Origin of the sequence: Streptomyces sp. SID486, assembly GCF_009865385.1 — a bacterium.
Lineage (GTDB): Bacteria > Actinomycetota > Actinomycetes > Streptomycetales > Streptomycetaceae > Streptomyces.
In genome coordinates, this window is record NZ_WWJT01000005.1 from 16,285 (window position 1) to 39,741 (window position 23,457).

17 protein-coding genes, 1 pseudogene and 1 riboswitch are annotated in these 23,457 nt (G+C 73.0%); of the genes and pseudogenes, 6 read left to right on the plus strand and 12 right to left on the minus strand.

Annotated features, from left to right (window positions below):
* Window positions 1-6: 6 nt before the first annotated feature.
* Window positions 7-2,823, minus strand: a complete 2,817-nt coding sequence (locus GT045_RS00575) for a bifunctional GNAT family N-acetyltransferase/acetate--CoA ligase family protein (RefSeq protein WP_161332941.1) — start codon at window positions 2,821-2,823, stop codon at window positions 7-9.
* Window positions 2,824-3,002: 179 nt separating this feature from the next.
* Here GT045_RS00575 and GT045_RS00585 point away from each other — a divergent pair, with 179 nt between their 5' ends.
* Window positions 3,003-3,284, plus strand: coding sequence for an HPr family phosphocarrier protein (locus tag GT045_RS00585; RefSeq protein WP_030563197.1), 282 nt, complete (start codon window positions 3,003-3,005; stop codon window positions 3,282-3,284).
* A 166-nt stretch (window positions 3,285-3,450) separates the two neighbouring features.
* On the opposite strand, the gene GT045_RS00590 is transcribed toward GT045_RS00585, so the two are convergent.
* From GT045_RS00590 to GT045_RS00605, 4 genes are all read right to left on the minus strand, one after another.
* Window positions 3,451-4,137, minus strand: a complete 687-nt coding sequence (locus GT045_RS00590) for a GntR family transcriptional regulator (RefSeq protein ID WP_161332942.1) — start codon at window positions 4,135-4,137, stop codon at window positions 3,451-3,453.
* Between the two features lie 198 nt (window positions 4,138-4,335).
* Window positions 4,336-5,091 carry a M23 family metallopeptidase gene (locus tag GT045_RS00595; protein WP_161298057.1) on the minus strand — a complete coding sequence of 252 codons (756 nt, stop codon included), beginning with the start codon at window positions 5,089-5,091 and terminating at the stop codon, window positions 4,336-4,338.
* A 12-nt stretch (window positions 5,092-5,103) separates the two neighbouring features.
* A riboswitch (cyclic di-AMP (ydaO/yuaA leader) is annotated at window positions 5,104-5,264 on the minus strand.
* A gap of 212 nt (window positions 5,265-5,476) precedes the next feature.
* Window positions 5,477-6,865, minus strand: a complete 1,389-nt coding sequence (locus GT045_RS00600) for a pitrilysin family protein (RefSeq protein ID WP_161298056.1) — start codon at window positions 6,863-6,865, stop codon at window positions 5,477-5,479.
* Window positions 6,862-8,259 (minus strand): pitrilysin family protein, encoded by a 1,398-nt coding sequence (locus tag GT045_RS00605; protein ID WP_161298055.1) that lies wholly within the window; start codon window positions 8,257-8,259, stop codon window positions 6,862-6,864. The genes GT045_RS00600 and GT045_RS00605 overlap by 4 nt, the downstream gene beginning before the upstream one ends.
* Window positions 8,260-8,576: 317 nt before the next feature.
* On the opposite strand from GT045_RS00605, the gene GT045_RS00610 reads away from it, so the two are divergent.
* A complete protein-coding gene (locus GT045_RS00610) occupies window positions 8,577-11,036 on the plus strand; it encodes a DNA topoisomerase IV subunit A (protein ID WP_161332943.1) in 2,460 nt (819 codons plus the stop codon).
* A 189-nt stretch (window positions 11,037-11,225) separates the two neighbouring features.
* Here the strand turns inward: GT045_RS00610 and GT045_RS00615 are convergent, their stop codons facing one another.
* Window positions 11,226-12,299, minus strand: a complete 1,074-nt coding sequence (locus GT045_RS00615; RefSeq protein WP_161332944.1) for a GTP-binding protein — start codon at window positions 12,297-12,299, stop codon at window positions 11,226-11,228.
* An 88-nt stretch (window positions 12,300-12,387) separates the two neighbouring features.
* Window positions 12,388-13,553: pseudogene (locus GT045_RS00620) on the minus strand (citrate synthase/methylcitrate synthase).
* 113 nt (window positions 13,554-13,666) lie between these two features.
* On the opposite strand from GT045_RS00620, the gene GT045_RS00625 reads away from it, so the two are divergent.
* From GT045_RS00625 to GT045_RS00640, 4 genes are all read left to right on the plus strand, one after another.
* Window positions 13,667-14,929 carry a citrate synthase gene (locus GT045_RS00625; RefSeq protein ID WP_202526727.1) on the plus strand — a complete coding sequence of 421 codons (1,263 nt, stop codon included), beginning with the start codon at window positions 13,667-13,669 and terminating at the stop codon, window positions 14,927-14,929.
* Window positions 14,930-14,982: 53 nt separating this feature from the next.
* Window positions 14,983-15,924 (plus strand): sucrase ferredoxin, encoded by a 942-nt coding sequence (locus GT045_RS00630; RefSeq protein WP_161332946.1) that lies wholly within the window; start codon window positions 14,983-14,985, stop codon window positions 15,922-15,924.
* A gap of 210 nt (window positions 15,925-16,134) precedes the next feature.
* Window positions 16,135-17,817 carry a sensor histidine kinase gene (locus GT045_RS00635; protein WP_202526729.1) on the plus strand — a complete coding sequence of 561 codons (1,683 nt, stop codon included), beginning with the start codon at window positions 16,135-16,137 and terminating at the stop codon, window positions 17,815-17,817.
* The gene (locus GT045_RS00640; protein WP_161332947.1) at window positions 17,817-18,497 is read left to right on the plus strand and encodes a response regulator; all 681 of its coding nucleotides are present in this window, start codon (window positions 17,817-17,819) and stop codon (window positions 18,495-18,497) included. The genes GT045_RS00635 and GT045_RS00640 overlap by 1 nt, the downstream gene beginning before the upstream one ends.
* Window positions 18,498-18,540: 43 nt before the next feature.
* On the opposite strand, the gene GT045_RS00645 is transcribed toward GT045_RS00640, so the two are convergent.
* From GT045_RS00645 to GT045_RS00665, 5 genes are all read right to left on the minus strand, one after another.
* A complete protein-coding gene (locus GT045_RS00645) occupies window positions 18,541-20,136 on the minus strand; it encodes a cation acetate symporter (RefSeq protein ID WP_161297555.1) in 1,596 nt (531 codons plus the stop codon).
* A complete protein-coding gene (locus tag GT045_RS00650) occupies window positions 20,133-20,681 on the minus strand; it encodes a DUF485 domain-containing protein (RefSeq protein WP_202526731.1) in 549 nt (182 codons plus the stop codon). The genes GT045_RS00645 and GT045_RS00650 overlap by 4 nt, the downstream gene beginning before the upstream one ends.
* A gap of 69 nt (window positions 20,682-20,750) precedes the next feature.
* Window positions 20,751-21,440, minus strand: a complete 690-nt coding sequence (locus GT045_RS00655; RefSeq protein WP_161332948.1) for a response regulator transcription factor — start codon at window positions 21,438-21,440, stop codon at window positions 20,751-20,753.
* Window positions 21,437-22,588, minus strand: coding sequence for a histidine kinase (locus tag GT045_RS00660; protein ID WP_161332949.1), 1,152 nt, complete (start codon window positions 22,586-22,588; stop codon window positions 21,437-21,439). Before GT045_RS00660 ends, GT045_RS00655 begins: the two co-directional genes overlap by 4 nt.
* A complete protein-coding gene (locus GT045_RS00665; RefSeq protein ID WP_161332950.1) occupies window positions 22,585-23,106 on the minus strand; it encodes a DUF1453 domain-containing protein in 522 nt (173 codons plus the stop codon). Before GT045_RS00665 ends, GT045_RS00660 begins: the two co-directional genes overlap by 4 nt.
* Window positions 23,107-23,457 lie beyond the last annotated feature (351 nt).

Consider the following 23,457-nt stretch of genomic DNA (forward strand, 5'->3'; position numbering starts at 1 on the left):
TCCGGGTCAGTAGGCCGGCATCGTGCGCGGGCCGAGGTCGTCGCGGGCGGGCGGGGGTGCGATCCGCACGGTGGCGCCGAGGACGCTGACGCCGTGCGGGGCGACGACGACCGGCTCCAGGGTGACCGCGACCACCTCGGGGTGGTCGTCGACCAGCCGGGACACCCGCAGCAGCAGTTCCTCCAGCGCGGGGGTGTCCACGGGGGTGGAGCCGCGCCAGCCGAACAGCAGCGGTGCGGTGCGGATCGAGCGCACGAGCGAGGCGGCCTCCCGGTCGGTGACGGGGATCAGCCGGTGGGCCATGTCGCCGAGCAGATGGGAGGCGGCCCCGGCCAGACCGAAGGACAGCACCGCCCCGGCCGCCGGATCGATCACCGCGCGGACGACGGTGTCGACGCCTCTGGGGGCCATCGCCTGCACGACCGGCCGAAGCTCCTCCGGCCGCCCGAACAGTCCGGTCAGTTCGGCGTACGCGCGCAGGAGCTGCTCCTCGTCGGCGAGGTCCAGCCGTACGCCGCCCAGGTCGGCGCGGTGCCTGAGGTGTGGCGCGGTGGCCTTGAGGGCCACCGGGTAGCCGAGCGCGCGGGCGGCCTCGGCGGCGGCGTGCGGGGTGGGCGCGGGGACCGCGCGGCGGACGGGGATGCCGTACTTCCCGAGCAGCTCGCAGGTCTCACCGGCGGAGATGGTGAACCCCTCCCCGCGCTCCAGCAGCCCCTGGATCAGCCGGGCGGCCCCCTTCTCGTCGATGTCGTCGTACTCGGGCACCTTCCCGGGGTCGGCGGCCTCCCGCCGCCACTGCGCGTACCGGACGGCTTCGGACAGGGCACGCACGGCACGTTCGGCGGCGGGGTAGGCGGGGATGAGGTGGGTGCCTTCCGGAGGGGAGTCGTCCGGTGGCCGTACCGCGGTGGGCGGCCGCTCGGCGGGGCGGGCCTTGTCGGCGGCCCACGGGGCCGTGCTCGCCGCGGCCGACAGCGCCTCCGCGAGGCCGCCCAGCTCCACGTGGACCACCAGCACCGGCTTCCCCGGCACCGAGGCCGCCGCCGACCGCAGCGCCTGCGCCAGCTCCGCGTCCGGGGGCGAGCCCTCCCCGATCGCGGGGATTGCCGTGACGACGACGGCGTCGTTCGTCCCGTCCGCCAGGGCGGCGGCGAGCGCCCGGTGGAAGTCCGCCGCGGTCGCCCCCGTGGTCAGGTCCACCGGGCGCGCCGGACGCAGTCCCTCGGCGACGCACCGGTCGTACGTCAGCACGCCCAGGGACTCGGAGTTGCCGAGGATGGCGACGCGCGGGCCGGCGGGCAGGGGCTGGCGGGCCAGCAGCAGCCCCGCGTCGACCAGTTCGGTGATCGTGTCGACCCGGATCACGCCGGCCTGCCGGAGCAGCGCGGAGACGGTCGCGTACGGCAGCCGGGTGGCCCGTACCGTGTGGCCCGGCGGCGCGGTTCCGGTTCCCTGCACGACCACCAGCGGCTTCGCCGCCGCCGTCCGGCGGGCGAGGCGGGTGAACTTGCGGGGGTTGCCGATGGACTCCAGGTACATGAGGACGACGTCGGTCCCGGGGTCGTCGTACCAGTACTGCAGGACGTCGTTGCCGGAGACGTCGGCGCGGTTGCCGGCGGACACGAAGGTGGACACGCCGGTGACGCCCGTCACCCCGCCGCCGCGCCGGTGCAGCCGGGACAGCAGGGCGATGCCGATGGCTCCGGACTGGGCGAACAGCGCGATGCGGCCGGGGCGGGGCATCTCGGGGGCGAGGGAGGCGTTCAGCCGGACGTCGGCGGCGGTGTTGATGACCCCGAAGGCGTTCGGCCCGATGATCCGCATGCCGTACGCGCGCGCGGCACGGACGAGGGCCCGCTGCCGTTCGCGTCCCTCGGGTCCGCTCTCGGCGTAGCCGGCGGAGAGCACGACCAGCCCCTGCACGCCGTGTGCGCCGCACTCGGCGACCACGGCCGGCACGTGTGCGGCGGGTACGGCGACGACGGCGAGGTCCACGTGCCCTTCGATGTCCCGCACCGAGCGGTACGCGGGCACCCCGTCGACCTCCGCGAGGTCCTCGGGGAAGGCCCGGTTCACGGCGTGCAGCCGGCCGCGGTAGCCGGCGTCGCGGATGTTGCCGAGGATGCCGCGGCCCACCCCGCCCGGCGTGCGGCCGACCCCGACGACCGCGACGGAGCCGGGTACGAGCAGCCGCCGGACCGAGTGGGCCTCGGCACGCTGCTCCCGCGCGCGCTGCACGGCGACGGACCGGTCGGTGGGTTCGAGGTCGAACCCCAGGCGGACGACGCCGTCCTCGAAGCTGCGTTTCTGGGTGTAGCCGGCGTCCGTGAACACCTTGATCATCTTGTTGTTCGCGGGCAGCACCTCGGCGGCGAAGCGGCGGATGCCGCGCTCGCGCGCCACGGCGGCGATGTGCTCCAGCAGGGCGGAGGCGACCCCCCGGCCCTGGTGGGCGTCCTGCACCAGGAAGGCGACCTCGGCCTCGTCCGCGGGCGCGGAGGCGGGCATGCCGTCGGCGCCGATGCGGTCGTAGCGTACGGTGGCGATGAACTCGCCGCCGACGGTGGCGGCGAGCCCCACCCGGTCCACGAAGTCGTGGTGCGTGAAGCGGTGGACGTCCTTGGCGGACAGCCGCGGGTAGGGCGCGAAGAAGCGGTAGTACTTGGACTCGTCCGAGACCTGCTCGTAGAAGCTGACCAGGCGGTCGGCGTCATCGGCGGTGATGGGCCTGATGCGTGCGGTACCGCCGTCGCGCAGCACCACGTCCGCCTCCCAGTGGGCGGGGTACTGGTGCCGGTCCTGCCGGTCCGCCGAGGTCTGCATGCGCCCCAGAGTACGGCTCGCGTTCGCGGGCGGCGCGAGGCAGTCTGTCAGGGACCGGAGCGCCGGACCGAGGCCGCGGTCCGGGCTCGCACCGGGGCGCGGGGCAGCCCCTCCCCGGGCACGCTTCACGGTGTGGGAAACTGGTCTAGACAACCCTGTACACCGAAGGGCAGCAACACATGGCTGAGCGCCGCGTCAACGTCGGCTGGGCCGAGGGTCTCCACGCCCGCCCCGCCTCCATCTTCGTCCGAGCCGCCACGGCCGCAGGCGTCCCGGTGACGATCGCCAAGGCCGGGGGCAACCCCGTCAACGCGGCCTCCATGCTGGCTGTCCTGGGCCTGGGCGCCCAGGGTGGCGAGGAGATCGTGCTCGCCTCCGACGCCGAGGGCGCGGACGCCGCCCTGGACCGTCTGGCCAAGCTGGTCGCCGAGGGCCTGGAAGAGCTGCCCGAGACCGTCTGAGCGGGGCCGGAAAGCCGCGCCGTCCGTACCGGGCGGCGCGGCTTCCGTGTTTTATGAATTGCCCTCGGACACCCCGGGTCCGGTCGGCCCGAATTTCACGGCGCGAAATAGGGCAGCACGGAAAGCCGCCGTCGCGGACAACTCTTCTTTGTATACGGCGCCCGTGTTAAAGGCGCGGCCCCGACATGTTTACGACGTGTTGCGAAGTCCTCACGCGGTCCACCGCCGCGGAAAAGCGTAGCCGGTGCGCGCCCACCGCGCGCTCGGCGTGCAGCGCCGTGAGCGCCCGCGCGCGTTCGGCGTCCCCCCGTGCCACGGCATCCGTGATCGCGCCGTGCTCCGCCCAGGAATCCGCCGGGCCCGGCGGCAGCTGCACGGCGTACATCCACGCGATCTTGTGCCGCAGCTGGGTCAGCACCGCGATCAGCGAGGGGCTGCCGGACGCCTGGGCGAGCGTCTCGTGGAACCAGCCGCCGAGCGAACGCAGATCGTCGCTGTGGCCCCTCCTGGCCCGCTCCTGCCCCAGCCGCACCAGGCCGCGCAGCACCTTGAGATGGGCCTCCGTCCGCCGCCGGGCGGCCCGGGCGGCACCCAGCGGCTCCAGCAGCACCCGCATCTCCAGCACGTCGGCGGCCTCCTGCTCCGTCGGCTCGGCCACGCACGCGCCCGCGTGCCGGCGCGTCACCACGAAGCCCTCGGCCTCCAGCGTGCGCAGCGCCTCGCGCACGGGGACGCGCGAGACGCCGTAGCGGCGGGCCAGGACTTCCTCGGTGAGGCGGCTGCCGCGCTCGTACACACCGGCGACGATGTCGTCCCGGACCGCGGTGCACACCGAGTGCGCCGGAATACGCATGACCGACCTCCGTCTTAATCCCCGTGAAACGCCGGCGATGGACACCTGTTCCGCGACTCTATTCCAATGAACCAGAATTTCCGACGGCAGGCCCTAATCCATGGATATTTTTTGGACAGGCGTCCGGCGGATACCGCGGAAAAACGACGAAAGCCCCGGCTCGGTGAGCCGGGGCTTCGCAGGGCGGTGCCGTGCGGGTCAGATGTTCACGCCGTGCTTGCGGAGGTAGGCGACGGGGTCGACGTCGGAGCCGTAGTCCGGGCCGGTCCGCGCCTCGAAGTGCAGGTGCGGGCCGGTGACGTTGCCGGTGGCGCCGGACAGGCCGATCTGCTGGCCCGGGACGACCTTCTGGCCCACGGTGACGCCGATGGAGGACAGGTGGCCGTACTGGGTGTACATGCCGTCGGCCATCCGGATCACGATCTGGTTGCCGTACGCGCCGCCCCAGCCCGTGGAGACGACCGTGCCGGAGCCCACCGCGTGGACGGCCGTACCGCTGGCCGCGTGGAAGTCGATGCCGGTGTGCGAGCCGGAGGACCACAGGGAGCTGCTGGCCTGGTAGCCCGTGGAGACGTAGGAGTGCGCGACGGGGGCGACGAAGGCGTTCAGCCGCCGGCGCTCCGCCTCCCGGGCGGCACGGGCCTTGGCCGCCCGTATCGCCTCGGCCCGCTTGGCGGCGGCCTTCGCCGCGGCCTTCTCCGCAGCCTTCTGGTCGGCGGCGTGCTGCTGGGCCGCGGCCTGAGCGTCGATCTGCGCGGCGACGTCATCGGTCGCGGCGAGGACGGGGATCAGGCCGGTCTGTTCGCCGGGGGTCTCGGCGGCGAGGGCCGGGGAGGCGGCGAGAGTGCCGATCACACCGGTGGTGGTGAGGGCCGCGATACCGGCCGCCTGGGCGGTGGTCCGCTTGACCCGGCCGGGCTTGCGGTGCTTCCCGGTGGCGCACATGAACGCCATGAAGTGGCTGGTCCTTTCCTTCCCTCTCGCCTACCGGGTTAGCTGACGGGTTCGGAGCAGGAAGGTCTCCTACGGGCTCCCCCGCTGCCGCGCGGGCGCCCGATTCACCCCAGGGACGATGGGTCCCCGGCTCCCCTGGCTCGCGCCGTACGGGGACTCGGCGATGACTGTCCGGTGCCGCGGGCGCGGCGCACTGCCTGACGAACAGCCTGGACGACGCTAAGGGGCCACGCTTTCAATCCTCAAACTCATCCGGGTTTTTGTAGCGCATCCCACAGGTCAGACGGGCAACCTCCGCCCCAAATCGGGCATCTGGGAGAAAGAGTGGAACAACAGGGGCCCTGACGACCCGTAGGCCGTCAGGGCCCCGTCCGCGCGCGGGCCGCTACTCGGCCGTCACCACGGTCACTTCACCGATGCCGAGCGCCTCGACCGGTGCCTTGATCTGCGCGGCGTCGCCGACCAGGACGGTCACCAGACGGTCCACCGGGAAGGCGTTCACGACGGCCGCGGTGGCCTCGACCGTGCCCGTGGCGGCCAGCTGCCGGTACAGCGTCGCCTGGAAGTCGTCGGGCAGGTGCTGTTCGACCTGGTCGGCCAGCGTGCTCGCGACGGCCGCCGCGGTCTCGTACTTCAGCGGCGCCACCCCCACGAGGTTCTGCACGGCGACGTCCCGCTCGGCGTCGGTGAGGCCGTCCGCCGCGACGGTGCGCAGCACCTTCCACAGGTCGTCCAGGGCCGGGCCCGTGTTCGCGGTGTCGACGGAGCCGCTGATGGCGAGCATCGAGGCGCCCGTGCCGTCCGGGGCGGACCGCAGGACCTGGCCGAAGGACCGCACGCCGTAGGTGTAGCCCTTCTCCTCGCGCAGGACGCGGTCCAGGCGGGAGGTGAGGGTGCCGCCGAGGCAGTAGGTGCCGAGCACCTGGGCGGGCCACACGCGGTCGTGCCGGTCGGGGCCGATACGGCCGATGAGCAGCTGCGTCTGGACGGCACCGGGACGGTCCACGATGACCACGCGCCCGGTGTCGTCGGCGGTCACCGGCGGCACCGCGCGGGGCTCGCCCGGCGTGCCGGTCCAGGCCCCCAGGGTCTCCCCGAGCAGCGCGTCCAGGTCGACACCGGTCAGGTCGCCGACGACCACCGCGGTGGCCGTGGCGGGCCGCACATGGCGGTCGTAGAAGGCGCGCACGGCCCCGGCGTCGATCTTCTCGACCGTGTCCTCGGTGCCCTGGCGCGGGCGGGACATGCGCGATGCCGCCGGGAACAGCTGCCGGGACAGCTCCTTGGCGGCCCTGCGGGAGGGGTTGGCCAGCTCGTGCGGGATCTCGTCCAGGCGGTTGCGCACCAGCCGCTCGACCTCGCTCTCGGCGAAGGCGGGCGCGCGCAGGGCGTCGGCCAGCAGGTGGAGCCCCTTGGGCAGGCGGGAGGCCGGGACCTCCAGGCTGACCCGGACCCCGGGGTGGTCGGCGTGCGCGTCCAGGGTGGCGCCCGCGCGCTCCAGCTCGGCGGCGAACTCCTCGGCGGAGTGCCGGTCGGTGCCCTCCGAGAAGGCGCGCGCCATGATCGTGGCGACGCCGTCCAGGCCGGCCGGCTCGGCGTCCAGGGGCGCGTCCAGCAGGACCTCCACCGCGACGACCTGCTGGCCGGGCCGGTGGCAGCGCAGCACGGTCAGGCCGTTGTCCAGCGTGCCGCGTTCGGGGGCCGGGAACGCCCAGGGCTTGGCGTCGCCGGGCTGCGGCTGGGGGTGGAACTCCATGGTGGCGAGCTCGGTCACTTGGCCGTCTCCTCGTCGTTCTCGTTGCCGGCCTCTACGGTCGCTTCCTGCTCCGGGTCCTCGGGGACCCTGGCGTCCTCGACGGACACCGGGGACTTCGGCTCGTAGACGAGGACCGCGCGGTTGTCGGGCCGCAGACGCGCCTTGGCGACCTCCCGGACCTCCTCGGGGGTCACCTCCAGGACACGCTCGACGGCCGTCAGGGCGAGCTGCGGGTCGCCGAACAGGACGGCGAACCGGCACAGTTCGTCGGCGCGGCCGGCCACCGTGCCCAGCCGGTCCAGCCACTCGCGCTCCAGCTGGGCCTGGGCCCGCTCCATCTCCTCGGGCGTGGGGCCCTCCTCGGCGAACCGGGCCAGCTCCTCGTCGATGGCGGCCTCGATGACGGGCACCTCGACGTCGCCGGAGGTCTTCACGTCCAACCAGCCCATGGAGGGCGCGCCGGCCAGGCGCAGCAGGCCGAAGCCGGCGGCGACGGCCGTGCGGTCGCGGCGCACCAGCCGGTTGTACAGGCGGGAGGACTCGCCCCCGCCGAGCACCGTCAGGGCGAGGTCGGCCGCGTCGCACGCGCGCGTGCCGTCCTCCGGGAGCCGGTAGGCGGCCATCAGGGCGCGCGCCGGGACCTCCTCGACGACGACCTCGCGCTTCTGCTCGCCGATGACCTCCGGCAGGGAGCCGTCGCGCGGGGCGGGCTTGCCGTCGTGGGAGGCGATCGAGCCGAAGTACTTCTCGACCCAGGCGAGGGTCTGGGCGGGGTCGATGTCGCCGACCACGGAGAGCACCGCGTTGTTCGGCGCGTAGTACGTGCGGAAGAACTGGCGGGCGTCCTCCAGGGTGGCCGCGTCCAGGTCCGCCATCGAGCCGATCGGCGTGTGGTGGTAGGGGTGGCCCTCCGGGTAGGACAGGGCGGTCAGCTTCTCGAAGGCGGTGCCGTACGGCACGTTGTCGTAGCGCTGGCGGCGTTCGTTCTTGACGACGTCCCGCTGGTTCTCCATGGACTCGTCGTCGAGCGCGGCCAGCAGCGAGCCCATGCGGTCGGCCTCCAGCCAGAGGGCGAGCTCCAGCTGGTGGGCGGGCATGGTCTCGAAGTAGTTGGTGCGCTCGAAGCTGGTGGTGCCGTTGAGCGAGCCGCCGGCGCCCTGCACCAGCTCGAAGTGGCCGTTGCCCTTGACCTGGGCGGAGCCCTGGAACATCAAGTGCTCGAAAAGGTGAGCCAGGCCGGTACGTCCCTTGACCTCGTGGCGGGAACCGACGTCGTACCAGAGGCAGACCGCCGCGACCGGGGTCAGGTGGTCCTCGGAGAGCACCACGCGCAGACCGTTGGCCAGGCGGTGCTCGGTCGCTGTCAGGCCCCCGGAGCCTGCCTCGGCTGTGGTCGTGTGACCCATGGGCATGTACGTCCCTTCGCGAGCGGAGGCGGTTGTGGAAACCGCGGTTGTCCTGCCGTTCCTGCCACTGTATGCAAAGCGTGCGCGGCCTCGGAGAAGTTCCCGCGGGACGTACGCCCAGAGCGGATCGCGTAGCCTGCGTCCGGCCCCCCGCGGGCGCCCTCCGGGCGCGGGGCGGGCCCGTGCAGACCGGGTCGTGGCCCGGGTTGTCAGTGCCGCGGTCCACAATGGTCCGCGACAGATCCGTCTTTCGCTTCAGCAAGAGCGAGCCGGAGGGTGCGCGCCCCCACGGCGAGCGACCAGATCAGGAGGAGCCGGCAGCGATGGCCCGCCGCAGCACGAAGACCCCGCCGCCCGACGATTCGTTCGAGGAGAGGATCCTCGACATCGACGTCGTGGACGAGATGCGTGGCTCCTACCTCGAGTACGCGTACTCGGTCATCTACTCGCGCGCCCTGCCGGACGCCCGTGACGGCCTCAAGCCCGTGCACCGCCGGATCGTGTACCAGATGAGCGAGATGGGCCTGCGCCCCGAACGCTCGTACGTGAAGTGCGCGCGTGTCGTCGGCGAGGTCATGGGCAAGCTGCACCCGCACGGCGACGCGTCGATCTACGACGCCCTCGTGCGCATGGCGCAGCCGTTCTCCATGCGCGTACCGCTGGTCGACGGGCACGGCAACTTCGGCTCGCTGGGCAACGACGACCCGCCGGCCGCCATGCGGTACACCGAGTGCCGGATGGCCGAAGCGGCGAGCCTGATGACCGAGTCGATCGACGAGGACACGGTCGACTTCGCGCCGAACTACGACGGCCAGGAGCAGGAGCCGCTGGCGCTGCCCGCCGCCTTCCCGAACCTGCTGGTCAACGGCGCCTCGGGCATCGCGGTCGGGATGGCGACGAACATGCCCCCGCACAACCTGCGCGAGGTCATCGCCGCCGCCCGCCACCTGATCCGGTTCCCGGCCGCCGACCTGGACGCGCTGATGAAGCACGTCCCGGGGCCGGACCTGCCCACCGGCGGCCGGGTGGTCGGCCTGGACGGCATCCGGGACGCGTACGCGACCGGGCGCGGCACCTTCAAGATGCGCGCCACGGTCTCGGTCGAGACCGTCACCGCCCGCCGCAAGGGTCTGGTGGTCACCGAACTGCCGTTCACGGTGGGCCCCGAGAAGGTCATCGCGAAGATCAAGGACCTGGTCAACGCCAAGAAGGTCCAGGGCATCGCCGACGTCAAGGACCTCACCGACCGCGAGCACGGCCTGCGCCTGGTCATCGAGATCAAGAACGGCTTCGTGCCGGAGGCCATCCTGGAGCAGCTGTACAAGCTGACCCCGATGGAGGAGTCCTTCGGCATCAACAACGTCGCCCTGGTCGACGGCCAGCCGCTCACCCTGGGCCTGAAGGAGCTGCTGGAGGTCTACCTCGACCACCGCTTCGACGTGGTCCGGCGCCGCAGCGAGTACCGCCGGGGCCGCAAGCGCGACCGGCTGCACCTGGTCGAGGGCCTGCTGACCGCGCTGGTCGACATCGACGAGGTCATCCGGCTCATCCGCTCCAGCGAGAACTCCGCCCAGGCCAAGGAACGCCTGATGGAGCGCTTCTCGCTGAGCGAGGTGCAGACGCAGTACATCCTCGACACCCCGCTGCGCCGGCTCACCAAGTACGACCGGATCGAGCTGGAGGCGGAGAAGGACAAGCTCACCGCGGAGATCGAGGAGCTGACCCGGATCCTGGAGTCGGACGCGGAGCTGCGCAAGCTGGTCTCGGCCGAACTCGCGGCGGTGTCGAAGAAGTTCGGCACCGACCGGCGCACGGTCCTGCTGGAGTCCGCGGGCACCCCGGTGGCCGCCGTGCCGCTCCAGGTGGCCGACGACCCGTGCCGGGTGATGCTGTCCTCGACGGGCCTGCTGGCCCGTACGGCGACCGACGAGCCGTTCCCGGAGGCGGCGGGCGCCAAGCGCGTCAAGCACGACGTGATCGTCTCGGCGGTGCCGGCGACCGCGCGCGGCGTGGTCGGTGCGGTGACCTCGGCCGGCCGCCTGCTGCGCATCAACGTGGTCGACCTGCCGCAGCTGCCCGAGGCGGCGGGCGCACCGAACCTCTCCGGAGGGGCCCCACTGGCGGAGTTCGTCTCCCTGGAGGGTGACGAGACGGTGGTCTGCCTGACCACGCTGGACGAGTCCTCCCCCGGCCTGGCGCTCGGCACCGAGCAGGGTGTCGTCAAGCGTGTGGTGCCCGACTACCCGTCCAACAAGGACGAGCTGGAGGTCATCTCGCTCCGGGAGGGCGACCGGATCGTCGGCGCGGTGGAGCTGCGCACCGGCGAGGAGGACCTGGTGTTCATCACGGACGACGCGCAACTGCTGCGCTTCCAGTCCTCCGTCGTCCGCCCGCAGGGCCGCCCGGCGGGCGGCATGGCGGGCATCAAGCTCACCGAGGGCGCGAAGGTGATCTCCTTCACGGCGATCGACCCGGCCGCCGACGCGGTGGTGTTCACGGTGGCGGGCTCGCGCGGCACGCTGGACGACTCGGTGCAGACGACGGCCAAGCTGACGCCGTTCGACCAGTACCCGCGCAAGGGGCGGGCCACCGGCGGTGTGCGCTGCCAGCGGTTCCTGAAGGGCGAGGACTGCCTGTCCCTGGGCTGGGCGGGCCCGCTGCCCGCGCGCGCGGCCCAGAAGAACGGCACGCCGGTGGAGCTGCCGGAGCCGGACCCGCGCCGGGACGGCTCGGGCACGTCGCTGCCGAAGACGGTCGCGGTGGTGGCGGGGCCGGTGTCCTAGACGGGCGGGTCCGCCGGGTCACCGGGTCGGTGCTCCAGCGGGGCCGATGTCCCCGGGAGGGCCGGTGTTCCGGGCGGATGGCTCCGCCGGGTCACCGGGCCGGTGCTCCAGCGGGCCGGTCCTCCAGCGGGCCGGTGCTCCAGCGGGTCGGCGATCCGGCAGGGCCGCTGTCGTGGTGGGCTCGGTGTTTCAGACGGGCGGGTCCGCCGGGTCGGCTTCCGCTCCGGCCGGACCCCGTACGTAGCGCAGGACGCCCCACATGCCGTGTTCGTCGGCGTGCGGGGCGTCGTCCGCGCACGCCTCCAGTTCCTTGCCGAGAGCGTCCGTGTCGATGCCCGAGCCGATCAGCACGAGCTGGGTGCGGCGGGCCTCGCCGGGCGGCCAGGGCTCCGGATAAAAGCGCAGGAACCGGCCGACGGCGTGGACGGCGTAACGGTTGGCCGGGTCGTACGGCCCGAAGTCGACGTACCCCTTGATCCGGTACAGCCCCTCGGGCCGGCTGTCCAGGAACCGCATGAGCCGACGCGGCTCCATGGGGACATCGGAGGGGAAGGACAGGCTGTCGTAGCCGGTGTGCAGGTGTCCGGCGGGAGCGGTGTGCTCGTGCAGGTCGTCGAAGGACAACTGCCCGACGCGCTCCTCGCTCGGCCGGCAGTCGAAGAGGAACTCGGGGTCGATCCGCCCGTAGGTGGCGGGGACCACGGCCGCACGGTCGGTGAGGGAACGGACGAGTCCGAGGACCCGGCCGGCGTCGGCGGCACGGTCGAGCTTGTTGACGACGACCAGGTCGGCGAGGGCCAGGTGCCGGTCGATCTCGGGGTGCTTCGCGCGCGTGTCGTCGAACTCGGCGGCGTCGACGACCTCGACGAGTCCGCCGTAGACGATGCCGGGGTGCTCGCTGGCGAGCACCATGCGCACGAGTTCCTGCGGCTCGGCGAGCCCGCTGGCCTCGATGACGATCACGTCGATGCCGGCGGCCGGCGCGGCGAGCCGGTCCAGGTAGAGGTCGAGTTCACCCGCGTCGACCGCGCAGCACAGGCAGCCGTTGCCGAGTGAGACGGTCGAGTCGCCGAGCGCGCCGGCCACCGCCATCGCGTCGATCTCGATGGCCCCGAAGTCGTTGACGATCGCCCCGATACGGCTGCCTCCGCTGCGGTGCAGGAGGTGGTTGAGGAGCGTGGTCTTCCCGGAGCCCAGGAACCCGGCGAGCACGACGACCGGGATCTGCTGCGGAGCACGGCTGGTGTCCTGGCTGTTCGCCATGCTGTTCCCCAAGGGGTGACCTCTCTCCTGTGAACCGGCTTCGGCTTCGGCTTCGGCCCAGGATAAGAGGGTCCTCGGGGTCGTTGCGTCAGCCGGCCGCGGGCACCGCCACCGGCGCCCGGGGTCCCACATACCGCGCAGCCGGGCGGATGATCTTGGAGTCGGCCGCCTGTTCCAGGACGTTGGCGCTCCAGCCCACGACGCGTGCCGCCGCGAAGGTGGGGGTGAACATCTCCCGGGGCAGACCGCAGAGTTCCATGACCACCCCGGCGTAGAACTCGACGTTGGTGTGCAGCTCGCGCCCGGGTTTCAGTTCGGCGAGGATCGCCTCCACCCGGCGCTCGACCTCCACCGCGAACTCCACCCGGGGGCCGCCGAAGCCGAGGGCGATCTCCCGCAGCATCCGCGAGCGGGGGTCCTCCGTGCGGTAGACGGCGTGCCCGAAGCCCATGATCCGGTCACCGGCGAGGACCCGCTCGCGGATCCAGGGGTCGATGCGGTCGGGCGTGCCGATGGCGTCCAGCGTGTCAGGGCCCGGCTGGGCGCGCCTCCGTGCAGCGGTCCGGACAGGGCGCCGACGGCACCGGACAGGCAAGCCGCGACGTCGGCGCCCGTGGAGGCGATGACGCGTGCGGTGAAGGTTGACGCATTGAATCCGTGGTCGACGGTGGAGATCAGGTATTGCTCGACCGCACGTGCCCGACGTGGATCCGGTTCCGAACCGGTCAACATGTACAGGTAGTTGGCGGCGTACGGGAGGTCGTCACGCGGCTCGACCGGGTCGAGCCCCCGCCCGAGCCGGTACAGCGCGGTGAGCAGGGTGGGTACGGCTGCACAGACAGCCACCGTGTCGGCGCGACGCCGGTCGGTGTCGATGTCGTACACGGGCCGCAGACCGCGCGCGGCACCCAGCAGGGACAGCGCCGTGCGCAGCCCGGCCAGGGGCCCGGACAGCCGGCCTGCGGCGGCGATCGCGGGCAGGACCGCGCGGACGTCCCCCGGCAGGTGCCGCAGGGCGGCCGTCTCCGCGGCGAAGGCGGCGCCGCGCGACGCGTCGGGGAGCGTGCCGTGGACCAGGAGATGCCAGACGTCCTCGAAGCCGCGGCCGCGCGCGAGGTCGACGGCGGAGTACTGCCGGTAGTGATAGAAGCCCTCCCTGCCGCGGACGTCGCCGACCTGCGTCTCGGCGACGACGACACCCGCGAGACCGCGCGGGGCGTCGATGAGCGGGGTGGCGGCCCTGTTGATGCGCATGACTTTCCTCCCTGAGCTTGATCCGACTGTCCATGCTTGACTCACGGCGTGTCAATATTGATTCGATCAATGTATAGCCATCAAGCTGTGCACAGGGGACTACGGTGGCCCTCATGCGCGATCACGACACCGCTCCCCACCGTCCGGGGCCCCGGCTGACCACCAAGGAGACCGCCGAGCTGCTCGGTGTGAAGCCCGAGACGGTCTACGCGTACGTGAGCCGCGGTCTGCTCAGCAGCCGGCGCGAACCCGGCGGCCGGGCCAGCACCTTCGAGGCCAAGGAGGTGGAGGCCCTCGCCCGCCGCAACCGGCGTGAGGCGGCCGGGGGCCAGGGCTCCGGCGGTGACCTGTCCGTCCGCACCCGGATCACCCTCATCGAGCGGGACCGGTACTACTTCCGGGGCGTGGACGCCGTCGAACTGGCCCTCCGGCACTCCTACGAGGAGGTCGCGGAGTGGCTGTGGACCGGCGGGCTGACCCCCGGGGTGACGTTCACGGCACCCGAGGGCACCGTCAAGGTCGCCCGCCGCGCGGTGGACGCCCTGTCCGAACACGCCTCGCCCGTCGACCGGCTGCGGGTGGCGGCGGTCGCCATGGCGGCCGAGGACCCGCTGCGCTTCGACCTGTCCGAGGCGGCCGTGCTGAGCACCGCGCGCATCCTCATCCCCACCCTGGTGGCCGCCCTGCCGCGGAACGGGCACGACCACCGGGAAGACGCCGAAAGCCCGCTGGCCCGCCGGCTGTGGGGCCGGCTGACCGGCCGCCCGGCCGACGAGGCGTCCCTGCGCGTCCTGGACACCGCGCTGGCGCTGCTCGCCGACCACGACCTGGCCGCGTCCACGCTCGCGGTCCGGGTCGCCGCCTCGGCCCGGGCACACGCGTACGCGGCCGTCTCGGCCGGGCTCGGCGTGCTGGAGGGCCCGCTGCACGGCGCGGCCAGCGGCCTGGCCCACCGGATGCTGCTGGACGTGCTCGACCAGGGCACCGCGGTCCCCGTCATCGCCGAGGAACTGCGCGCCGGCCGTCGCGTGCCCGGTCTCGGCCACCGTCTGTACCCGGGCGAGGACCCCCGCGCGCGGGTGCTGTTCGAACTGCTGGAGCAGGTCCCGGGCGCGGAGTCCGCGCTGCTCGCGGCCCGGGACGTCGTCGCCACGACCGCCCGGCACACCCCGCTGCACGCCAACGTGGACCTGGCCCTGGCGGTGTTCACCGCGTCCTGCGGCATGCCTGCCACGGCCGGTGAGACGATCTTCGCCGTCGCCCGGACGGCGGGCTGGATCGCCCACGCCCTGGAGGAGTACGGCGAGCGTCCGCTGCGCATGCGGCCCAGCGGCCACTACGTCGGCCCGCGCCCGCCCCAGCCCCTCCCGGAGTAGGACACCCCCGGGCCGGAAGTCCCTCCGCGCGGAGTCAGGTTAGGCTCACCTCTGTGAGTAGGTGCGCGACCGTCTCCCGCAGCCTTGACGAGCCGGTTTCCGGCACGGCTGCCCTGGCGACGACATGGCTGCTGCTGGAACAGCCCGGCCCCTGGGGCGCCAAGGCGCTCACTTCCAGCCATCTGGACCCCGCGCTGGGCCGGGCGCTGGAGGCCGCCGCCGAGGGAACCGGCGTCCGGATCGCGCTCATCCGCCGCCCCGGACGCCACGCCGATCCCGGCACGCCGCCGATGCGGCAGGTCTACGCCGCGCACACCGTTCCCGGCCGGGTGTGGCTGCACAGCGCCACCACCCGGGATCCGCGGCGGCTGCTCGGTCTCGACTTCGGTGCCCTCGGGACGGGCGACCACCGTTCTTTCGGCGCCGCCCTCGACGGCCTGCCCCACCGGGGTGACCCGCTGGCGCTCGTGTGCACCAACAGCAAGCGCGACCGCTGCTGCGCCCTGCTGGGCCGTCCCCTGGCCACGGAGCTGGTCGCGTCCGGGGTGCCGGGCGTCTGGGAGGTCACCCATCTGGGTGGACATCGGTTCGCCCCGACGGTGCTCGTCCTGCCGTACGGCTACGCCTACGGCCGCGCGGAGGCGCACACCGTCAAGGAGGCCCTGCACGGCGTCCGGGAGGGGCGCGTGGTGGTCGAGGGATGCCGGGGGTGCTCCGCGTGGGACCGGCCCGGCCAGGCGGCGGAGCTGGCCGTACGGTCGGCGGCGCGCGAGTACCGGGCGGGCGTGCTGAGCGTCGTACGGACCGAGGGGCCGGCCGCGCGCCGTGAGGTCACCGTGGCCCACGCCGACGGCCGCCGATGGCGGGTCACCGTGGCGCAGGGGGCGTCGCTGCCGCCCCGCCCGGAGAGCTGCGGCGCGGCGGTGCTGGGGACCCCCGCGCGGATGGACGTGATCGACGTGCGCGAACTGGGGCGAACGGCGCTGGCGAGCTAGCCCGGCCGGGTGCAGGCGCGGCCCCCGGCCATGATCGTCGCGATGCCCGGTCAAACCGCCGTGCCCGGTCAACAGGTCGACGGTCAATGTTGCTCCGTCCACTCCGTACGGCGTCCGTCAACGATCGGCTTCCGGGACCATGCAGAAGGCCAAGCGATCCGTGCCACATCCGCTGGGGTGCGTCCGCCCGTCCCACGTACCGTCGGGGGCATGAGCCCCACTCCCCCCGCGCGCCGCCTGCGCCTCGGTCTGCCCCGGCGGATGTTCTCGCAGGTGCTGCTGATGCAGGTGGCGATCGCCGCGGGGGTGGCGGTGCTGGCGACCGGGCTCTTCCTGGCGCCACTGAGCAGGCAGCTGGACCAGGAGGCGATGCGCCGCGCGCTCGCCATAGCCGAGACCACGGCACAGGACCCGCAGCTGGCCGAGGGCGTCCTGCGTACCCCGCCGACCAGTGACGGCCCGGTGCAGCGGGAGGCCGAACGGATCCGGAAGGCCACGCACGCGGAGTACATCGTGGTGCTCGACCGGCACTGGGTGCGCTGGTCGCACCCCACGCCCTCGCAGGTCGGCCGCACCGTGTCCACCGACCCCTCCGACGCCCTGGGCGGCGAGGAGGTCATGGAGATCGACGAGGGGACCCTCGGGCGCTCGGCCCGCGGCAAGGTGCCGCTGTACGACGCCGGCCACCACGTCGTCGGCGCGGTCTCCGTCGGCATCGCCTACGACAGCGTGCGGGCCCGGCTGATCAGTGCGATCCCGGGACTGTTCGCGTATGCCGGAGGCGCGCTCGCGGTGGGCGCGCTGGCCGCGTGGCTGATCTCGCGCCGGGTCCAGCGGCAGACCCGGGACCTGGCCTTCTCGGACATCTCGGCCCTCCTGGCGGAGCGCGAGGCGATGCTGCACGGCATCCGGGAGGGCGTGGTGGCGCTCGACCGCGGCGGGCGGGTCCGCCTGCTCAACGACGAGGCGCGCCGGCTGCTGGGCATCGGGGACGAGGCCGTCGGGCGGACCCCGGACGAGGCACTCGGCGCGGGCCGTACGACCGACGTGCTGGCCGGCCGGGTGACCGGCACCGACCTGCTCACCGTGCGCGGCCGGCGTGTCCTCGTCGCCAACCGCATGCCCACCGACGACGGCGGCGCCGTGGCCACCCTGCGCGACCGCACCGAACTGGAGCAGCTGGGACGCGAACTCGACTCCACGCACGGGCTGATCGACGCCCTGCGCGCCCAGGACCACGAGCACGCCAACCGCATGCACACGCTGCTGGGACTGCTGGAGCTGGAGATGTACGACGACGCCGTGGAGTTCGTCGGTGAGGTGGTCGGTGACCACCGGGCCACCGCCGAGCAGGTCACGGAGAGGATCGAGGACCCGCTGCTGGCCGCGCTGCTGGTCGGCAAGGCGACCGTGGCGGCCGAACGCGGGGTCGCCCTGCGGGTGTCGGAGCGTACCCGGCTCCCGGACCGGCTGATCGATCCGCGGGGGCTGGTCACCATCGTGGGCAACCTCGTGGACAACGCCCTCGACGCCGTCGCGGGCACGCCGCACGCGCGCGTGGAGGTCGAGTCGCGCGCGGAGGGCCGTACGGTCGTCCTGCGGGTGTCCGACACCGGTCCCGGAATCCCGGAGGACCGACGGGACCTGGTCTTCACCGAGGGCTGGTCCACCAAGGAGCCTCCCGCCCACGGCAAGCGGGGCATCGGGCTCTCCCTGGTGCGCCGGCTCGCCGAACGGCAGGGCGGGAGCGCGACCGTGGGCACGGCTCCCGGCGGCGGTGCGCGGTTCACCGTGGTCCTGCCCGAGGCGCTCGGCGGACCGGCACCGAAGCCGGCGCTCACCGGGCCCGTGGAGACTGCGGACCGTCCGGCCACCGCCCAGGAGGAGGCGTGATGATCGAGGTGCTGGTCGTGGACGACGACACCCGCGTGGCCCGGGTCAACGCCGCCTATGTGGCGAAGGTGCCGGGCTTCCATGTGGCCGGCGAGGCGCACACCGCGGCCGATGCGCTGCGTCAGGTGGAGACCCTGCCCCGCCTCGACCTCGTCCTGATGGACCACTACCTGCCCGACGGCACCGGTCTCGCGGTCGTCCAGGAGATGCGCCGGCGCGGCCACCAGACCGACGTGATCATGGTGACGGCGGCACGGGACGTGTCGACCGTGCAGGCCGCCATGCGGCAGGGAGCGTTGCAGTACCTGGTGAAGCCGTTCGCCTTCGCCGGCCTGCGGTCCAAGTTGGAGGCGTACGCCGAGCTGCGGCGCACCCTGGACGGCGGCGGCGAGGCCGAGCAGGCGGAGGTGGACCGCATCTTCGGCGCCCTGTCCGCCTCCTCGGAGCCCGGCCTGCCCAAGGGGCACTCCCCCACGACGGCGGAGCTGGTGCGCCAGGCTCTGCTGACCGCCGAACGCCCGCTGTCGGCCCAGGAGATCGCCGAGCGGACGGGGGTGAGCCGGCAGACCGCGCAGCGGTACCTGAAGCTGCTGGAGCGCACCGGCCGGGCCCGGCTCACCCTGAAGTACGGCGACGCGGGCCGCCCGGAACACCGTTACGTGTGGGCAACCCGCGCCTGAGCGGCATGCGTCGGGGGAGCCGCGCGGCGGTCTCGACGGCCGTCTACACGGCGCCGGCCCCGGTCAGCGAACGCACCTCCGTCTCCGCGTACCCGGCTTCGTCCGCCTCCTCGTCCGACGTGACCGTGCCCAGCCAGCCCGCGAGGAAACCCAGCGGGATGGAGACCACACCGGGGTTCTCCAGTGGGAAGTACTGGAAGTCGACGCCCGGGAACAGCGAGTCCGGGCTGCCGGACACCACCGGGGACAGCAGGACGAGCCCGATCGCCGGGAGCAGACCGCCGTACACCGCCCACACCGCGCCACGTGTGGTGAAGCCGCGCCAGAAGAGGGAGTAGAGCAGGACCGGCAGGTTCGCCGACGCGGCGACCGCGAAGGCGAGGCCGACGAGGAAGGCGACGTTCAGATCGCGGGCCAGCAGGCCGAGCGCGATCGCCACGACGCCGATCCCCACCGCCGCCCACCGGGCCACCGCCACCTCGCCGCGCGGGGCCTTCGCGCCGGGGCGTCGCAGCGACGCGTAGAGATCGTGCGCGACCGAGGCGGAGGAGGCGAGCGTGATGCCCGCGACCACGGCGAGGATCGTGGCGAAGGCCACCGCGGCGACCACCGCGAACAGCACGGTGCCACCTGTGGAGCCGGCCCCGCCGCCCACGTCGAGGGCGAGGAGGGGCACCGCGGTGTTCCCGGCGGCGTTGGACGCGCGCACGGCCCCCGGCCCCACCAGCGCCGCCGCACCGAATCCGAGGACGATCGTCATCAGGTAGAAGCTGCCGATCAGGCCGATGGACCACACCACGGAACGCCGGGCGGCCCGCGCGGTCGGCACGGTGTAGAAGCGGGACAGGATGTGCGGCAGGCCCGCCGTGCCCAGCACCAGCGCGAGGCCCAGGCTGATGAAGTCGAGCCGCGCGGTCCAGTCCCCGCCGTACTTCAGCCCCGGCGCCAGGAACGCCCTGCCGTGACCGCTGCGGTCCGCCGCGGTGAGCAGCAGCCGGTCGACATCCCCGTGGAAACGCAGCAGGACGAGCACGGTCAGCACGACCGTGCCGCTGAGCAGCAGGACCGCCTTCACGATCTGGATCCAGGTGGTGGCCCGCATGCCTCCCAACGACACGTAGATCACCATGAGCGCGCCGACGCCGATGACCGCCCACACCTGGGCCGCACCGCTCGTCCGCCCCAGCAGCAGCGCCACGAGGCTGCCCGCGCCGACCATCTGTGCCACCAGGTACAGGACGGACACCATGACCGAGGACGTCCCGGCGGCGATCCGCACCGGCCGTTCGCTCATCCGCGCAGCCACCACGTCGGCCAGGGTGAACCGGCCGCAGTTGCGGACCAGTTCCGCGACCAGGAACAGCACGACCAGCCACGCCACGAAGAAGCCCACGCCGTACAGCAGTCCGTCGTACCCGTACAGCGCGATGAGGCCGGAGATCCCGAGGAAGGAAGCGGCCGACATGTAGTCACCCGCGATGGCAAAACCATTTTCCATCGGGCTGAACAGCCGCCCGCCGGCGTAGAACTCCTCCGCCGAACCGTGCCGCCGGCGGCTCACCCAGGTCGTGATCCCGAGCGTGACCGCCACGAACCCGCTGAACAGCAGCAGCGCCAGTGTCTGATGGTCGCCCGTCACAGGGTTCCCCTCCGCGCTCCGCGGGCCAGTTCCTGGGTGTCCCAGCGCAGTTCCAGCGCGGCCCGGTCACGGCGCAGCCGCGCATGCCGGGCGTAGGCCCAGGTGAGCAGGAACGTCGTCAGGAACTGCCCGAGCCCGGCGACCATCGCCACGTTCACCGCCCCCGCGACGGGCCGCGCCATGAGTCCGGGCGCGGTCGTCGCCGCGACCACGTACCCCACGTACCAGACCAGGAAGGCGACCGTCCCCGGCACCACGAACCGGCGGTACCTGCCCCGCACTTCCTGGAACGCCTGACTGCGCTGCACCTGGACGTACACGTCGCGGGCGCGCATCGGCGGCACGCCGGACTCACTCCGTGCGGGCGGCACGGCCGGCGCCGGCATGCCCGCCCCGTCCAGCTCACCCCAGCCGCCGGCCAGGGTGTCGTACCAGGGGTCCTCGTACGTCACGTCGCGGGAGGGCGCGCCCTGGTCTTCCTGGTTCCCGCCCGAACTCTCGGGACCGTCCCCGGGTCCGCGGGAACGACCGTTGCTTGACTGCATGCCCAAGGATGGACAGAACGGGAGCATCTCTGACTCTTCTTCCTCCCGCTCTTCACCCCATCAGGTGACTCAGCCGGTGGGCGGCCGCACCAGCCCCTTGCTGTAGGCGTAACGCACGGCCTGCGCCCGGTCCTTGAGACCGGTCTTGGCGAAGAGGTTGTTGATATGTGTCTTGACCGTCGCGGTCGACACGTGCAGTCTGCGGGCGATCTCCTGGTTGCTGAGCCCGTCGGCGATCAGCACCAGGACCTCGGTCTCCCGTGCGGTGAGGCCGTCGAGCGCCTCACCGGGTGCCGGGGCGGCCGCGGTCTCCGGCTGCGACAGCCGCTCCAGCAGGCGGCGCTGGACGCTGGGGGACAGTCCCGCGTCCCCCGACAGCACACTGTGCACGGCTCGGACGATCTCGTCACCGCCCGCGTCCTTGGTCAGATACCCCCGGGCACCGGCCCGCAGCGCGGGGAACAACGACTCGTCGTCCGCGTAGGTGGTGAGCACCACGACCTGGGTCGCGGGGTACTGCGCCCGGATCCGCCGCGTGGCCTCCACCCCGTCGCAGCGGGGCATCCTGAGGTCCATCAGGACGACGTCGGGCGCGAGTTCCCCGACCAGCCGCACCGCTTCCTCGCCGTCCCCCGCCGCTCCCACGACCTCCACGCCCGGCAGCAGCCCGAGCAGCATGACAATGCCCTCACGCACGACGGTCTGGTCGTCGGCCACCACCACGCGCGCGGGCTTCTTCTCCCCTTCGGTCTCCGTCATACGGGCACCTTCAGCGTCACCACGAACCCCTCCTCGTCCGGACCCGCGTCCAGCGAACCGCCCAGCAGTTCGGCGCGTTCCCGCATGCCGAGCAGACCGTACCCGCCGCCGGATCCGTCGAGTTCGCCCGGCCGTCCGCCCGAGTCGCGGACGTTCAGTGTCACTTCGTGCTCGCTGTAGTCGAGCCGCACATCCACCTTGGCGCCGTAGGCGTGCTTACGGACGTTCGTCAGCGCCTCCTGCGCGACCCGGCGTACGGCCTGGGACGCCTCGGCCGGCAGGTGTCTGCGTTCACCTGTGACGGTGACCTCGGCGCCGTCGGCCGCGCTGACGAGTTCGGTCAGGAAGTCCTCCAGGGGGGTCAGCTCGCCCCGCAGCGCGGACAGCGCCTGCCGGGTCTCGGCGAGGCCGTCCCGGGCCATCCCGCGGGCGGCCACCACCCGCTCCAGGATCCTTTCGCGGTCCGCGCCGTTCTCGATCAGCAGGCGTGCCGCTTCCAGGTGCACGAGCTGGGCCGAGAGGCTGTGGGCGAGCACATCGTGGATCTCCCGGGCGATCCGTGCCCGCTCGGTCAGCGCGGCGGACTCGGCTTCGGCGGCCAGAGCGGCCCGCTCCTGGGCGTGCAGCCGCTGTGCGTTCCCCCGGGCCTCGGCGTCCAGACGCAGGACGTACCCGCCGAGCGCCATGCCCGCCACGGTGACCGCCGTGGTGAGCCAGGCGTCGGTGTTGAAGACGGCGTACGCGGCGAGGCCCGCCGCTGTCACCGGGCCGGCCGCGGCGAGGGGCAGTCTCTCCAGCGCGATGATCCCGCAACCGCAGAAGATCACCAGGGCCGGCACTCGGAACCCCGTGGCCTGGGCGGCGAGCGCCACGGCCAGCAGCCACCCGGCGAGGGCCAACGAGGGCACCAGCCGGTGAGCGTAGGTCGTGCGGAAGAAGGCCCAGGCGGCGAAGCCCACCACAAGGACTCCCGCTGCCGCAGCGAGCGCTCCCCAGATCCCGACGGTCCGGTGGGCGAAGGCGCTCCACAGCAGGACGGCGAGGACGAGCACACGGACGGCCCAGGCGAGCAACCGCCGCGGACGGGAGTTCCGCTCCCGGCCCAGAGCCTCCCGCGAGGGCCAGCGTGTCCAGACGCTCCCGATCACACGCTCTCCTTCCACGCCGGCCTGCTGTCGTCACCGTACGCCGGGGCGGAGGGGCCGACGGCGCCCCGGGACCGCGCCCGCCGGACCAGGATCCCGCCGCGGACCAGCAGGGTGCCGGCGAGACCGAGCATCAGTGCGGCACTGTCCTGGTGCACGCCGAGCGCGGTACCGGCGGCGTACAGACCCACCCGCAGACCAATGCCCACGACCCACACGGCGCCGCTCGCCTTGGTGCTCTTGGTCCACACCACGCCGTCCGGAGACGTCCATATACGTGTGGTCCAAGCCCAGCCGGCACCGGTGGCCAGGCCAGTCAGCAGTTCGACGGCGAGCAGCGCGCCCGATTCCACCCGGTGGTGGGCGTCGAGGACGCCGGGCTCGCGCAGCGCCATGACGGCGAGGATCACGGGCAGCAGCCACCAGCGGCGGTCCGTGTCGATCGGCTGGGCACGGAACTGCCGTGCGATCACTATGGCGACGACCGCCACGATCACCAGCGCGTTGACGAGCCCGGACATCAGCGCCTCCGTGGGCGAGAAGTGGTGCCGGAGCGAGTGCTGCCGACACCTTCGAAGCTACGGAGATTCGCTGGTCGGGGGATCGGAGCCCGGGTGGATCACGGGTGGAACCTCTGCCCGTGCCGGCTCCACCCGCGGGTGGAGAAACCCGGTGGGTGCCCGGTACGGGACGCGAGGGTGGCCGGGCCGTGGGGGGTGGGCAGGGCTGCGCCCGCAGCCGGCCCGGGCCGAGCAGGGCTGGACCCCCGCAGTCGGCCCGTGCCGACCCGTGGGCAAGCCGGCCCAGCCCCATGGCCTAGCCAGCCCCATGACCTAGCCAGCCCGGGCCACCTAGCCAGCGCGGGCCACCCA

Coding starts and splice junctions, on each gene's coding strand:
- GT045_RS00625 (WP_202526727.1), top strand. CDS start 13,667: ATGCGCGATCACGACACCGCTCCCCACCGTCCGGGGCCCCGGCTGACC.
- GT045_RS00605 (WP_161298055.1), bottom strand. CDS start 8,259: ATGCCCATGGGTCACACGACCACAGCCGAGGCAGGCTCCGGGGGCCTG.
- GT045_RS00590 (WP_161332942.1), bottom strand. CDS start 4,137: ATGCGTATTCCGGCGCACTCGGTGTGCACCGCGGTCCGGGACGACATC.
- GT045_RS00585 (WP_030563197.1), top strand. CDS start 3,003: ATGGCTGAGCGCCGCGTCAACGTCGGCTGGGCCGAGGGTCTCCACGCC.
- GT045_RS00640 (WP_161332947.1), top strand. CDS start 17,817: ATGATCGAGGTGCTGGTCGTGGACGACGACACCCGCGTGGCCCGGGTC.
- GT045_RS00610 (WP_161332943.1), top strand. CDS start 8,577: ATGGCCCGCCGCAGCACGAAGACCCCGCCGCCCGACGATTCGTTCGAG.
- GT045_RS00650 (WP_202526731.1), bottom strand. CDS start 20,681: ATGCAGTCAAGCAACGGTCGTTCCCGCGGACCCGGGGACGGTCCCGAG.
- GT045_RS00615 (WP_161332944.1), bottom strand. CDS start 12,299: ATGGCGAACAGCCAGGACACCAGCCGTGCTCCGCAGCAGATCCCGGTC.
- GT045_RS00575 (WP_161332941.1), bottom strand. CDS start 2,823: ATGCAGACCTCGGCGGACCGGCAGGACCGGCACCAGTACCCCGCCCAC.
- GT045_RS00655 (WP_161332948.1), bottom strand. CDS start 21,440: ATGACGGAGACCGAAGGGGAGAAGAAGCCCGCGCGCGTGGTGGTGGCC.
- GT045_RS00635 (WP_202526729.1), top strand. CDS start 16,135: ATGAGCCCCACTCCCCCCGCGCGCCGCCTGCGCCTCGGTCTGCCCCGG.
- GT045_RS00665 (WP_161332950.1), bottom strand. CDS start 23,106: ATGTCCGGGCTCGTCAACGCGCTGGTGATCGTGGCGGTCGTCGCCATA.
- GT045_RS00595 (WP_161298057.1), bottom strand. CDS start 5,091: ATGGCGTTCATGTGCGCCACCGGGAAGCACCGCAAGCCCGGCCGGGTC.